This window comes from Mesorhizobium sp. CA6, assembly GCF_020165035.1.
Lineage (GTDB): Bacteria > Pseudomonadota > Alphaproteobacteria > Rhizobiales > Rhizobiaceae > Mesorhizobium.
The window spans coordinates 81,954-94,883 of sequence record NZ_JAIUHI010000008.1 but is presented as its reverse complement, the minus strand read 5'-3'; the positions used below and the strand labels follow the sequence as shown (position 1 = coordinate 94,883).

At 63.5% G+C, this 12,930-nt stretch carries 14 protein-coding genes and 2 tRNA genes; 5 read left to right on the top strand and 11 right to left on the bottom strand.

From position 1 onward, the window contains the following. Positions 1 to 3 precede the first annotated feature (3 nt). The gene (locus LB526_RS14020) at positions 4 to 1,119 is read right to left on the bottom strand and encodes a carbohydrate ABC transporter permease (protein ID WP_224628090.1); all 1,116 of its coding nucleotides are present in this window, start codon (positions 1,117 to 1,119) and stop codon (positions 4 to 6) included. A gap of 193 nt (positions 1,120 to 1,312) precedes the next feature. Beyond that, positions 1,313 to 2,977, bottom strand: a complete 1,665-nt coding sequence (locus tag LB526_RS14015) for an ABC transporter substrate-binding protein (RefSeq protein ID WP_095765158.1) — start codon at positions 2,975 to 2,977, stop codon at positions 1,313 to 1,315. 280 nt (positions 2,978 to 3,257) lie between these two features. On the opposite strand from LB526_RS14015, the gene LB526_RS14010 reads away from it, so the two are divergent. The 4 genes from LB526_RS14010 to LB526_RS13995 all read left to right on the top strand — a co-directional run bounded on the left by LB526_RS14010 (position 3,258) and on the right by LB526_RS13995 (position 5,954). Next, on the top strand, positions 3,258 to 4,316 hold the full coding sequence (locus tag LB526_RS14010; RefSeq protein ID WP_224628089.1) for an ABC transporter ATP-binding protein: 1,059 nt from the start codon (positions 3,258 to 3,260) through the stop codon (positions 4,314 to 4,316). A gap of 27 nt (positions 4,317 to 4,343) precedes the next feature. Further along, on the top strand, positions 4,344 to 4,796 hold the full coding sequence (locus tag LB526_RS14005) for an RbsD/FucU family protein (RefSeq protein ID WP_140627511.1): 453 nt from the start codon (positions 4,344 to 4,346) through the stop codon (positions 4,794 to 4,796). Positions 4,797 to 4,800: 4 nt separating this feature from the next. After that, a complete protein-coding gene (gene rbsK, locus LB526_RS14000; RefSeq protein ID WP_224628088.1) occupies positions 4,801 to 5,745 on the top strand; it encodes a ribokinase in 945 nt (314 codons plus the stop codon). A gap of 110 nt (positions 5,746 to 5,855) precedes the next feature. Next, the gene (locus LB526_RS13995; RefSeq protein ID WP_208648418.1) at positions 5,856 to 5,954 is read left to right on the top strand and encodes a putative RiPP precursor; all 99 of its coding nucleotides are present in this window, start codon (positions 5,856 to 5,858) and stop codon (positions 5,952 to 5,954) included. 16 nt (positions 5,955 to 5,970) lie between these two features. Here the strand turns inward: LB526_RS13995 and LB526_RS13990 are convergent, their stop codons facing one another. Continuing rightward, a complete protein-coding gene (locus LB526_RS13990) occupies positions 5,971 to 6,174 on the bottom strand; it encodes a hypothetical protein (protein WP_042644456.1) in 204 nt (67 codons plus the stop codon). Positions 6,175 to 6,413: 239 nt separating this feature from the next. Next, positions 6,414 to 6,490, bottom strand: a tRNA-Asp gene (locus LB526_RS13985). A gap of 219 nt (positions 6,491 to 6,709) precedes the next feature. Here LB526_RS13985 and LB526_RS13980 point away from each other — a divergent pair. Beyond that, positions 6,710 to 6,785: transfer RNA gene (locus tag LB526_RS13980), tRNA-Val, on the top strand. A gap of 82 nt (positions 6,786 to 6,867) precedes the next feature. On the opposite strand, the gene LB526_RS13975 is transcribed toward LB526_RS13980, so the two are convergent. The 7 genes from LB526_RS13975 to LB526_RS13945 all read right to left on the bottom strand — a co-directional run bounded on the left by LB526_RS13975 (position 6,868) and on the right by LB526_RS13945 (position 12,786). Next, complete coding sequence (locus LB526_RS13975) at positions 6,868 to 7,407, bottom strand: hypothetical protein (protein ID WP_140840233.1); 540 nt, start codon at positions 7,405 to 7,407, stop codon at positions 6,868 to 6,870. Between the two features lie 129 nt (positions 7,408 to 7,536). Continuing rightward, the gene (locus LB526_RS13970) at positions 7,537 to 8,292 is read right to left on the bottom strand and encodes an ABC transporter permease (RefSeq protein ID WP_224543806.1); all 756 of its coding nucleotides are present in this window, start codon (positions 8,290 to 8,292) and stop codon (positions 7,537 to 7,539) included. After that, positions 8,289 to 9,062, bottom strand: a complete 774-nt coding sequence (locus tag LB526_RS13965; RefSeq protein ID WP_224628087.1) for an ABC transporter ATP-binding protein — start codon at positions 9,060 to 9,062, stop codon at positions 8,289 to 8,291. Before LB526_RS13965 ends, LB526_RS13970 begins: the two co-directional genes overlap by 4 nt. Next, the gene (locus LB526_RS13960) at positions 9,062 to 10,114 is read right to left on the bottom strand and encodes an ABC transporter substrate-binding protein (protein ID WP_224628086.1); all 1,053 of its coding nucleotides are present in this window, start codon (positions 10,112 to 10,114) and stop codon (positions 9,062 to 9,064) included. The genes LB526_RS13965 and LB526_RS13960 overlap by 1 nt, the downstream gene beginning before the upstream one ends. Positions 10,115 to 10,181: 67 nt before the next feature. Beyond that, entirely contained in the window at positions 10,182 to 10,616 is a 435-nt protein-coding gene (locus LB526_RS13955; RefSeq protein ID WP_224525548.1) for a VOC family protein, read from the bottom strand. A gap of 2 nt (positions 10,617 to 10,618) precedes the next feature. Next, positions 10,619 to 11,353, bottom strand: a complete 735-nt coding sequence (locus tag LB526_RS13950) for a FadR/GntR family transcriptional regulator (RefSeq protein WP_224525550.1) — start codon at positions 11,351 to 11,353, stop codon at positions 10,619 to 10,621. Next, entirely contained in the window at positions 11,350 to 12,786 is a 1,437-nt protein-coding gene (locus tag LB526_RS13945) for an FAD-binding oxidoreductase (protein ID WP_224525554.1), read from the bottom strand. Before LB526_RS13945 ends, LB526_RS13950 begins: the two co-directional genes overlap by 4 nt. Positions 12,787 to 12,930: the final 144 nt, after the last annotated feature.

Sequence of the window (12,930 nt, the reverse complement as noted above, 5' to 3'; positions counted from 1 at the left end):
CGCTCAGTTGACGTTGCGCACGAAGCGACTGGCGAATTTCAGCAGCCAGGTCACGAACACGACGATGATGACCAGATAGGCCATGGCCAGCATAGTGCCGTAGCCGACATTCGAGCGGTCGCGGTATTCGCGATAGATGAAGCTCGACACGGAATCGGTGGCGCCGCCAGGGCCGCCGGAGGTCAGGGTGATGATGATGTCGGCAAGCTTCAGCTTGAAGATGATGCGCAGGATCACGGCTGTCACCGATACCGGCAGCATCAGCGGAAAGGTGACCTGCCAGAATGTCTGCCATGCGGTCGCGCCATCGACGCGGGCGGCTTCCAGCACCTCGCGCGACATGGCCTGCAGGCCGGCCAGCAGCATGATCATCATGAACGGGATGAAGGTCCAGGCGTCGAGCATCATGATCGAGATGCGGGCAGTGATCGGATCGGAGAAGAAGGCGGGATTGTCCCAGCCAAGATGACGCGCCAGCGTCGCCGCCGGTCCGAACCGGTACTCCATCAGCGACTTGCCGACCATCCAGGACACCGCGACCGGCGACAGCATCAGCGGCAGCAGGAAGACGACGCGGAAGAATTTGCGGGCCCGGATCTGCGCATTGAGCAGGAGCGCCAGGCCGAAGGCGATGACATATTCGACCAGCACCGCAAGCACATAGAGCACCATGTTCAACAGCGCGTTGCGGTAATAGGGGTCGGCCAGCATCTGCCAGAAATTGTCGAGGCCGTTGAACCTGCGTCCGCTGAAAGAGCTGAGATTCCAGTCGGTCAGCGCGATGTAGAAGCCGAACAGCGTCGGGAAGATCACCATGGCGATGGTGAAGAGCAGGGCCGGCAAAAGGAACAGCGCGCGCTGCCCGTCCTCGCCGCGCGTCAGCACCTGCCAGGCGCCGAGCGCTGCGCCCCACAAGATGTAGGCGTAGACCACAGGGCGCCAGGTGTCGAAGCCGACCGTGGACATCTCGGTCTTGTAGAGGATCTGCACGACGATGATCGCCAGCAGGCCAAGGGTTGCAATGGCCAGCAGGCCCCAGCCGAGGCGCTTGCGGCCTGCCGGGATCAGGTCGGCCGGATGTGCCGGCCACGCATTCACAGTCGATGTCTGCTCAGCCACGCCTCTCGCCTTCTAGAGCGGTTCACCGTTTCACGGAAACGGCGAACCGCTCCATCTCTTTGTTTTTACGCAATTCCGGACGGAAAACCGCTCACACTTTTCCAGGAATTGTAAACGTATCAAACCGGCCGAGCCGGTAAAAATGCGGCCCGGTGACGATGTGCCACCGGGCCGCGACGTCTCATAAGCCAGCCTACATGCCGAGCGAGGCTTTGTAGAGCTTGATCTGGTTCTCGCGGCCGATCTGGTCGGTCAGCTTTTCCCAGGCCGCGGCGATGGCGTCGGCGCCTTCCTGCGCCTTCATCTTGCCGGCAAAGGTGTTGGCCAGGATGTCCTCGGCGGCGGAGTAGTACTGGAAGATGCCGGGAATGCGCGGCTCGATCGCAGCGTTCGGATGGTTGTAGGAATCGCCTTCCGATTTCAGGTAGGAGGTGATGAAGGCCTCGTCATAGCCGGCGGCCACCCATTCGGGAACGTTGAAATGGGAGTTGCGGTAGGGCTGGAAGCCCGACGGATACATCGCCGTCCAGATCGACAGGTCCTTGCCGCCGAGATGGGCGGCGGCCGACCATGCGGCCTTCTTCTTCTTCTCGTCGGAATCGACGCGAGCCATGACATAGACGCCCCAGCCGAGATAGGCGCAGTTCGGCGCATAGTTCGGCCCGCTGGCGAGCTTTTCCCATTTGCCGGTCTTGGAATTGTAGACGTCGTCGGAGCCGGGCAGGATCGAGAAGCCGGTGACATCGCCGATGACCGACGAGTCATTGGTCTTCACATTCGAGCCGACGTCGCCCCACCAGGGGATCATCGAGCCGGTGCCGGCCAGGAACTGCTGGAAGGCAGTGGTGTTCGGATCGGCATTGATCTGGTCGGCGGGTTCGGACGGTAGGGCGTCGATGACGTCCTGGATGGCGCGCACCCAGGCCGGGTTGTTGATGCGCGGCTTCATCGTGTCGGCGTCGAACAGCCAGGCCTTGTCATCGGGATGCTTGGCGTAAGCGGTGGCGCGGCTGCCGAGGAAATAGAAGCCGAAGCCGCCCCAGGGCTTGGGCGCGTCCAGATAGCCATAGATGTCCTGGCCCTTGAACTGCTTGCCCTTGAGGAACTTGGTGACGGCCTGCACTTCCTGCCAGGTCTTCGGCACGCCCCATTCGGTCGTGGCGCCGCTTTCCTTCCAGGCTTTGGCGAGATCGGCATCCGCGAACACGTCGGTGCGGTAGTTGAAATTGTGCGCATCGCCGTCGATCGTCACGCGATACTGCTTGCCGTCCCAGGTGCCGACCGGCGGCTTCAGGTAGTTGACGAGGTCGTCGAAATCGATCTGCTTCTTGACCCAATCGGGCATCTCGGAGGTAAGGCCCTTGCCGCAGACGTCGCCTTCGAAAGGCGCGCCCATCTCGATGATGTCGAAGTCGACGGTCTTGGTTGCGATGGACTGCTGCAGACGGGCGTTGTAGTCGGCCTGAGCAAGGTCGATCCAGCTGATCTTGGCGCCCGTATAGGCCTCCCACGGCTTCAGGAAGCCGCGGAACAGCACGTTGTGGAGGTTCTGATTGTTGAGGCCCATGAAGGTGAGCTCGACACCGGCAAACTCGCCTTCCTTGACATTGGCCTTGGTCGCTTCGAGGCAGAGCTCGCCGACCTTCTGGAAGTCGGCGTCCGTCGGCTGGCCTTTGCCGACGCCCGGGATCTGCAGGATTTTCGCGCGCAGACTGTCGTCGGCGGCCGCAGGCTTCGTCAGTGCTCCGAGCCCGGCGCCGGAGGCGGCGGCGATTGCGGCCATGCTGGCCGCACCCTTCAGCACATCGCGGCGGCTGGCGCCGGCGCGCATCAGTTTTTCATACAGATCGACTCTCATCTACAGGTTCCTCCCAGAACAACAATGCTTGAATTGAAGTGCCAATCTCTCAGACGTCGAAACGCCTCTCGGTTCTCCTCGATCATACCGGACGTGGGACCCCACCCTGCGTCGCCGGATCTCCGATTTCAGGATAACAGGCCTGCTCTCGGATTGGCACTCGCCACTATTCGCGTAATCGATTACCTTGTCAACAAGATTGGCTTTTTATCTATAAGATACCGACTTGCCGTTGCCGTTCGCAATGGCTAGCTTCACCGCAAACGATAAAGGGGAGACGATGGCTCAAGTCGCGATCAGCAGTGTGGCCAAGGCGTTCGGAACCGTCAAGGTCCTGCATGAGGTCAGCGTCGATATTGCCGACGGACAGTTCGTCGTGCTGGTCGGCCCGTCGGGATGCGGCAAGTCCACGCTGCTCAGGATGGTGGCCGGGCTTGAGACGGTTTCCGGCGGCACGATCTCGATCGGCGACCGGGTCGTCAACAACCTGCCGCCGGCGAAGCGCGACATCGCCATGGTATTTCAGAACTATGCGCTCTATCCGCACAAGACGGTGGAGCAGAACATGGCCTTTGCGCTGAAGCTGCGCGGCACCGATCCGGCCGTCGTCGCCGAACGGGTCAAGCGCGCCGCCGACATCCTCGACCTTGCGCCTTATCTCAAGCGCTATCCGCGCCAGCTTTCGGGCGGCCAGCGCCAGCGCGTCGCCATGGGCCGCGCCATCGTGCGCAATCCGCAGGTGTTCCTGTTCGACGAGCCGCTTTCCAACCTTGACGCCAAGCTGCGCGTGCAGATGCGCACCGAAATCAAGGAACTGCACCAGCGGCTGAAGACGACCACCATCTACGTCACCCACGACCAGATCGAGGCCATGACCATGGCCGACAAGATCGTCGTGATGCGTGACGGCCGCATCGAGCAGGTCGGCGCGCCCCTGGAGCTGTTCGACCGGCCGGCCAACCTGTTCGTCGCCGGCTTCATCGGCTCGCCGGCGATGAACCTACTCAAGGGCACCATGAAAAAGGGCGAGAAGCCAGTGGTCGACATTGCTGGCTCGGCGTTTCCGATGCCGACCAATATCGCCGCGGCAGACGGCCGAGCCGTCGTCTATGGCGTGCGCCCCGAGCACCTGGAAATCCATCCTGACGGCGTCGCATCCACGATTTCGGTGGTCGAACCGACAGGCTCGGAGACGCTGGTGTTCGTACGGTTCGGCGAGGGCGAGATGGTGGCGCTATTCCGCGAGCGACACGACTTCAAGCCCGGTGACACGCTCAAGCTCAAGCCGCGTCTCGACCAGGTCCACCTCTTCGACGCCGAAACCGGCAAGCGTCTCTGACCGCACCCAACCCTTCAAGAGGAAACCATGCTCAAAGGGATCAATCCGCTGCTCAATGCCGATGTGCTCCAGGCGCTGCGGGCGATGGGCCATGGCGACGACCTGATCATCGCCGACACCAATTTCCCGTCCGATTCCGTGGCCAGGCAGACGGTGCTCGGCAAGCTCCTGCGCATCGACGCGACGGCGGCGGAGGTGGTGAAGGCGGTGCTGTCGCTCTATCCGCTGGATACTTTCGTCGACGATGCGGCAGCGCGCATGGAGATCGTCGGCAAACCAAACGAAATCCCGCCGGTGCAGAGGGAGGTGCAGAAGGAGATCGACGCCGCCGAGGGCAAGCCCTGGCCGATGATCTCGATCGAGCGCTACGCCTTCTACGAGCGCTCCAAGAAAGCCTATTGCGTGATCCAGACCGGCGAGCGCCGCTTCTATGGCTGCTTTGCCTTCCGCAAGGGCGTCGTGCCGCCGGATGCGGAGTAAGAGCATGGCCACAGGCAAGCCCGTCGTCATGAAGCCTGTTGTGATCCTGGGCGTGTTCGTCGCCGACACCGCCTATCGCGCCGACCGCCAGCCGCGCCTGGGCGAAACGATCCTCGGCAATTCCTTCAAGCTCGGCCCGGGCGGCAAGGGCTCGAACCAGGCAGTGGCGGCAGGCAAGCTCGGCGCCGACATCACCTTCCTGACCAGGCTCGGAGTCGATGCCTTCGCCGACATGGCGAAGCAGACCTGGAAGGACGCAGGTGTGAAAAGCGCCGTCATCGACACGCCGGACAGCTATACGGGCGCGGCCTATATCTTTGTCGAGGAAGGCAGCGGCAACAACGCCATCATCGTCAGCCCGGGCGCGGCGATGCTGATCTCGCCTGCCGATATCGAGGCGCATGCAGGCCTGATCCGGTCGGCCGGCGTCTTCGTCACCCAGCTTGAACAGCCGATCGGCGCAGCATTGAAGGCGCTCGAGATCGCGCGCGGGGCAGGGGTGACGACCATCCTCAACCCCGCCCCCGCCGCCAGCCTGCCCGACCGCGTCTACGCGCTCTGCGACTATGTCACACCCAACGAGACGGAGGCCGAAGGGCTGACCGGCATCAAGGTTTCCTCGATCGACGACGCGCGCCGCGCCGCCGACGCGCTGCTGGCCAAGGGTGTCGGCGCAGTCATCGTGACGCTCGGCGAGAAGGGCGCTTTGCTCCACACCAAGAACCGTTCGGAGCATGTCGATGCGGTCAATGCCGGTCCGGTGATCGAGACGACGGGAGCGGGTGACGCGTTCAACGGCGGTCTCGCGGCCGCCCTGGCAAAAGGCGCCGAGCCGCTGGAGGCCGTGCGCTTTGCCTGCGCGGTCGCCGGCATCTCGGTGACCCGCCCCGGCACTGCGCCTTCCATGCCGACATCGCAGGAGGTCGAGGCGCTGCTCGCCAGGGCCTGAGACCTCCCGCCTTCCATTTTTTGCGGCTTTTTTAGCGGCCCCTTATTGCGGAACGCAACTGAGGCGAGCGCGTTCATCGTCCTGTCTGCGCGCCGATTTGGAACGGTAGGATGAAAAAGCCTTACGAAAAGCCCACGCTGGTAAAGCGCCAGAAGCTCACCGAACGGACGGCCCAGATTGTCGCTTCCGGGGTTGTGCTGGGCGAATGATTCCGAGGGGGCAGCGCTAAAGAATCCTGCTGGTCAGCTCCAGCATCGTCGTTGCGCCTTGCTCGCTGCCGGGCATATGCACGACACGAAGCACACGAAGGTCCCTGCTCGACCCTTCGACCGGTATCGACACGCTTTCGCCAACCCGCGGCAATTCCTGGAAGGCGAGCTCATCGACATCCCTCTCATCGTCGATGGAAATCCGACATCTCACAGCCATCTTATCTCTCCCGTCTTTTCGCCCGTTGGCTGAACGGGACAAGATTGGAATGGTTCCGGGATCAAGGGCCGAGAGCCGGATGATTTAAGGTCGAGTCGACCTGAAATCTGAATCCGGCTCTAAATCAAAGAGATAGAGCATGATGTCATCCGAAAACCGCCGAAAGGCCGCAAATTGCTCGGTCAAGAACGCAAGTTGAAACTTTTTTGGAGGGAAAGGGCCCTAAGCCCTTGAAAAGGTGGCGCGAGTGACGGGGCTCGAACCCGCGACCTCCGGCGTGACAGGCCGGCACTCTAACCGACTGAGCTACACCCGCGCACTTGACGAGCACGTGTCAGGCGTGTTCGTCGTTGGGGCGGTGGATAAGGGGTTCGCCTGCGGGTGTCAAGCGCGGCATTCAAGCATTACAGCAATCAGGAGAAGGTTTTTTGACAGCGGCGCCGAGGCTGGGGAAATCCGCGCCCCGACGGGTGCGCCGTCTGTTCATTTAGCCTTGCGAATGCGGCCCTAACTGCTTAAAGGTCCGCGCTCAAGCGGGCGATTAGCTCAGTTGGTAGAGCGCTTCGTTTACACCGAAGATGTCGGCGGTTCGAGCCCGTCATCGCCCACCAGCCTGCCGGACAAGCTGAAGCAGAATGCGGCGACGGCCCTTGCTGGGGCCGCCACCTTATTGCGCGCCGGGTTCAGGCACGGCTACTGCCTGACGTAGCAGCGCTTGTGAGCGCCAGGAGCGGGGTCATCGCCAAAGGCGTCGTTGCCGCATCTGACGCCGTTCCTGAAAACATCCTGCGTGTACTGGCCGCGTGCGCCGTATCTGACCATCGCGCGGCCGCTGAAATCGCAGAACTCACCCTCCCTGGCGCAGGCGACCCATTCGCCACGGTAGGGGCGTGAGCCGTAATCGTCGTCCCCGTAGTCGTCGTCATCGCCATAGCCGCCGCCACGCGCCACGAAATAACAGGCCTTTTCGCGGCCGGGGGCGGGGTCGCCAAACAGGCGGTTCGAGCAGGGCACAGCCCGACGGTCGAAAAACCGTGCGGTGGTTCGGCCTCGGGCGCCGTAGATCACTTGGGTGGGGTAGGGCAAGCGGCATATGCCGCCTTCATTGGCGCATCGCCGCAGTTGCTGCGCCGAGGCGGAGGCGGGGAAAAGGGCGGACGCCACGGCGACCAGCCCGGCCAGACATATGAAGGCCAGCATCGTTCGGATCGAGACGTGAAAAGCTTTTGACACGAATTGTCTCCCGGTTTGGTTGCACGCCGGCATCCTACCGCAGGCCGAATAAATGCGCGATGAATGCCTGCTCGGGAGGATGTTCCTATCTCGATGCGTGAGCACACGGCGCGGGGGCCGCCGTCTTGCTCAATATTTGATGATTCGCCGCTCGATCAGGACGACGAGGCAAAACAACGCGATCGACAGCGACGACGACAGCACGATCGCCGCATAAAGCCGATCGGACTGATAGTTGAAGGTCGCCTGGATGATCAGCGCGCCGAGCCCTTTGTCCGAGCCGATCCACTCGCCGACGATGGCGCCGATCACGGCGGTGGCCGACGCGATCCTCAGCGAAGAGAACAGCATCGGCAGGGCACGGGGCAGACGCAGGCTCCAGAAAATCTCCGAGTGTGTCGCCGACAGCACGCGGAACAGCTCGTGCTCGTTGTCGCTCGCCGAATCGAGGCCGCGGATCATGTTCACCAGCGTCGGGAAGAAGCAGATTACCGCGGCAATCACGATCTTCGGCGTCATGCCGAGTCCGAAGATCAGGATGATGATCGGCGACAGCGCCAGGATCGGAATGGTGTTGAAGAAGAGCACGATGGGGAAATAGGCGGCTTGCAGGACGCGGCTGTGGACGAAGAGCACGGCGAGCAGCACGGCGGCGAGATTGCCGATGACGAAGCCGGCCAGCGCCTCGATCAGCGTCGGCCTCAGATTGTCGATGAGGAGCGCAAAATTCTTTTGGAACACGCCGAAGATCGCTGTCGGCGTCGGCACGATATAGGCCGGCACGCCGAGCAACGGCAAAAGATATTGCCAGGCAAGCAGGATCGAAGCCGCGCCCAGGATGGGAAGCGCGACCGTCATTTGCGGGGAGAGCGGCGCCTGTCTCACGATGCGCGCTCCAGCGCGACGCGCAGGTCCGCCATGGCGGCGACGATCGCCGGATCCTCGCGCTTGCAGCGGTTGCCCTCCTGCTTGAAGGGCCGCATGTCGAGGTCCTTGACGACGCGCCCTGGATTGGCGGCCAGCACGATGACGCGCTCGCCGAGATAGGCGGCTTCGGCGATCGAATGCGTGACAAAAAGGATAGTCGTGCCGCTGCGCCGCCAAAGGGCCAGCAGTTCGTCGTTCAACCGGTCGCGCGTGATCTCGTCGAGCGCGCCGAAGGGTTCGTCCATCAAAAGCAATTTGGGCTCGCTGAGCAAGGCACGCGCGATCGCCACGCGCTGGCGCTGGCCGCCGGAGAGCTGATGCGGGAGGCGCTCACTGAGGCCGCCGAGCCCCATCAATTCCAGCAGTTCCGTGCTGCGGTCCTCGATCTTGCGCGTAAGGCTGCCCTGACCGACGCCGAGCGGCAGGCGCACATTGTCGCGCACCGTGCGCCAGGGAAGGAGGGTCGAATCCTGGAACACGAAGCCGACATCGCGGCGCGAGCGCACCGTATGCGGCGTTTCGCCCAGCACGCTGATCGAGCCGCCAAGCGGGTCGAGCAGGTCGGCCACCACTCTGAGCAAGGTAGACTTGCCGCAGCCCGACGGCCCCAGGATCGACAGGAAGGAACCGGCCGCGACGGTGAGGTCGAGGCCGGCGAGCACTTTGACGGCTGTCTGCCGGCCGCCATAGCCGACATCCAGCTGTCGCGCTTCGATCGCGTCCGGCATCACGCGGCGGGCGCGTCGAGCTTGGGCCGGTCGGCGGCCGAGAGTTCGAGTATCTTGGTGGTGTAGACATCGGCGGCCGCCGGGCGGCCGTTCGGATATTGGCCAACCTTGTCGAGCAGCGCCAATTGCTCCTCGATCGAGGCCGGATCGAACGTCCCCCAGCCATCCTTGGCGGTTGCGCCGTCGAAGGAGAGTTTCAGCACCAGGTTGACGGTCTTTTCCTCCCAGCCGAGATCCATTTCGGGATAAGCGGCGACCATCTTCTTGACCGCTTCCTGCGGATTGGCGTGGACCCAGCCCCAGCCTTTGCCGACGGCGCCGATGAACTTCGCCAGCGTCTCAGGATCCTTTTCGATTGCCGCGTCGGTCGCGAAATAGACATCGGCGTAGGAGCTCAGCCCGAGGTCACGCGTCAAGAGGTCGATGCGGCCGTCGCCGACGACGCTGAGCGCCTGCGTGTTGGTAATCCAGCCGCCGATCGCGTCGACATCGCCGCGAACCAGCGGCGCCTTGTCGAAGCCGACATTGACGATGGTCACCTCCGACGGATCGATGCCGTTCTTGGCCAGGATCTCGTCGATGACGAAGCGCGCCGTCGGCTGGATGCCGATCTTCTTGCCCTTGAGATCGGCCACGCCGCGGATCGGTTTTGCGGGCTTGGACGTCAATGCATAAGGACCGGTGCGGAAGCCGCAGGCGATGATCCTGATCGGCACGCCGCTGGCGCGGGCCGAATAGAGCTGCGGCGTTTCCGAGAACTGGCCAAGCTGCGCGGCGCCCGAGATCACCGGCGGCACGGTCGACGCATTCGGACCGCCGGGGCTGAACTCGACCTCGAGCCCGGCGTCCCTGAAGTAGCCATTGGCGACGGCCGCGATATCGCCGATCTGGCCGTTGGACATCAGCCAGTCATACTGGATGACGACCTTGCCGGCGGCCTTGGCGCCGGGCGTCAGCACCAGCTGCATGCCGGCAGATACGGCCGCCACGGCAGCCATGCCGCCTTTCACGAAAGCGCGGCGATTCAATTCGAAGTCCCTGTTCCCACTCATTTTTCGCTCCTGTTGCAGACTTTTCTCGTCTCTTCTCCAGGCGCCGTTCCCTTCGGCTCGGCGTCGTCTACGGCTGTTCGTCGTGGTAGTCGCCAGGGCCGCCGTCGAGCCAAGCGTAAAGCTCCCAAAGCGTGTCGTCCGGGTCCGTGAAATAGGCGCAGCGCGCGTTCCAGACGTAGTTTTCGGGCGGGCCGTAGAAGGGCACGCCCTTGGCGCTGAGTTCGCCATGCAGCCAGTCGATATCGGCCGGCGTGTCGAGCTGCACGGCGACGCAGACCTTGTGCGCATGGCGCGGCGATCTCAGGTTGGACACGCCCGTATGCCGGTTGATGTGGTCGAGCTCCCAAGCGGCGAGCGTCACGCCCTCGCCATGGAAATCGGCGAAGCCTTCAGCGCGGCGGCGCAGGCGGAAGCCGAGCTTTTCAACGTAGAAGTCGACCGTCCTTTCGATGTTTTCGACCAGCAGGCAGACATCGGAGATGCGGGTGACGCTCGTCGGCATGGCTATTTCGCTCCATTGGCTTTCGAGAGCGGCAGCTTGACGCCGACGCGGTTGGCGGCGCCAACGATATGCGCCCGCATCGCCGCTTCCGCCGCCGCCGGATCGCCCGCCACCAGAGCCTCAAAGATACGCACATGCTCGCCGACATTGATCTCGACGAGATCGTGCAGCGGATTGGTCATGCGCGCGTAGTGGATCGAGTGGCGGATCTGCTCGCAGACGAACGAGATGAAGGTATGGATGTAGCTGTTGCCGGTGGCGCGCGCGATCTCGCGGTGGAAGAGCAGATCGGCGTCGATGCTGCCTTCTTCCCAACGCTCCTCGCCGCCCATGCGGTCGAGCGCAGCCTTGATCGAATCGAGATGGCCCTGATTGCGCCGCGCCGCGGCAAGCGCTGCCGATTCGGCCTCGAGGATGCAGCGCAGCTCGAACAGCCGCTCCATGTTGTGCGTGTCCTTGAGCGCCTCGCGGTCGATGCGGATCGCCGCCCGCTGCTCGGGGGCCAGCACGAAAGCGCCGATGCCTTGCCGGGCCTCGATCATGCCGTCGGCCCTGAGCTGGGCGATCGCCTCACGCACCACGTTGCGGCTGACGCCGAATTTTTCGGACAGTTCCTGCTCGGTCGGCAGGCGCGCGCCGGGGTTCAACTCGCCGGATTCGATCTCGCGGCTGAGGAAGGCGGCGACCCGGTGCGGCAATGTCTCGACGGTGCCGATGGCGGCCAGTCTCTGCTTCATGGAAAAGTCTCCGTCGCGGGCAACAGACAGCCGGGATTCATCACGCCCTTGGGGTCGAGGGCGTTCTTCAGCGCCGCGACCATGCGGCGATGCGTCGGCGATAGGCCGGCCCAGAACTCCTTGCGGCGGCTGCGGCCGATGCCGTGCTCCGCGCTGATCGAGCCGCCGAGGCCGGCGGCGATTTCATAGAGCCCGGCGATAACCTCGGCGCCACGCGCACGAGTCTCGGCCTCGGCAAGGTCGGCCGGCGGCAGCACGTTGAAATGGATGTTGCCGTCGCCGGCGTGGCCGTAGGCGAGGGGAATCCAGCCGGGATGATCGTTTGCGACGAAGCGGCGGGCCTGCTCGATCAGGGCCGGGATGTCGGAAATCTTCACCGACAGGTCGGTGCGCACATGATAGCCGCGCTTGGCCTGGCCTTCGACCAGGCCTTCGCGGATCGCCCAAAATCTCCTGGCCTGCGCGGTGCTCGCGGCGAGAACCGCGTCGGTCACCAGGCCGCTCTCCACCGCATCGCCGAGGAACCCGGCCAGCAGGCCGTTGAGATCGATGGCGGCGCTGGACGACAATTCGATCAGCACCTGGACGGGTGCCGGGACCGGCGCTCTCGTTGTGGGGTCGACCAGCCGGGCAAGCTCGATGCATTCGGCGCCGATGATCTCGAAAGCGGAGATCAGGTCCGAACAGTCGCGGCGTGCCCGGTTGAAGAGCGTGACGGCCGCTTCGAACGAGGCCAGGCCGAGATAGGCGGTCTCTGTCTTGGCCGGCTTCGGAAACAGCTTGACCTCGACACCGGTGATGATGCCCAGCGTGCCTTCCGAGCCGATGAAAAGCTGCTTCAAATCATAGCCGCTGTTGTTCTTGCGCAGACCGGAGAAGCCGTTCCACAGCTCGCCATCCGCCAGCACCACTTCGAGGCCGAGGATCAGGTCGCGCGCCATGCCGTAGCGCAGCACGTTGACGCCGCCGGCGTTGGTGGCCGCATTGCCGCCGATCTGGCAGCTGCCTTGCGCACCGAGCGCGAGCGGGAAAAGGCAATCCCGCGCCTCGCAGGCGTCCTTGATCGTCTGCAGCACGCAGCCTGCATCAGCACGCAGCGTGAAATTATCCGCATCGATCTGCCGGATGGCGTTCAGCCGCTCCAGGCTTAAGACAACCAGACCGCCGCCTTTGCTGTCGATCGCGCCTGACACCAGGCCGGTGTTGCCGCCCTGTGGAACGACGCCGAGTCCGAGCTCATTGCACAGGCGCATCAGCGCCTGCACCTCGGCTACCGAACCAGGTCGCAGCACGGCAAGAGCGTCACCCTGATAGTCGCCCGCCCAGTCGCCCAGATATTTCGCCATTCCAGCCGGCTCGACGGCAATGCCGTTTCGGCCGACGGCACCTTCCATGGCGCTGAGGATTTCCGGCGAGAGGCGATGAACGGTCATGAAGGTTCATGTCTGGATATCGGGTGATACATATCATCCTACAACTTGCTTCGAGTCAATCGCTCCCCGTTCGGCTAGGCCCTGCCCATGCATCGTCCTGGCCGATTGTCGCCGGTCAAAACCACCGCAATGGTGGACGACAGG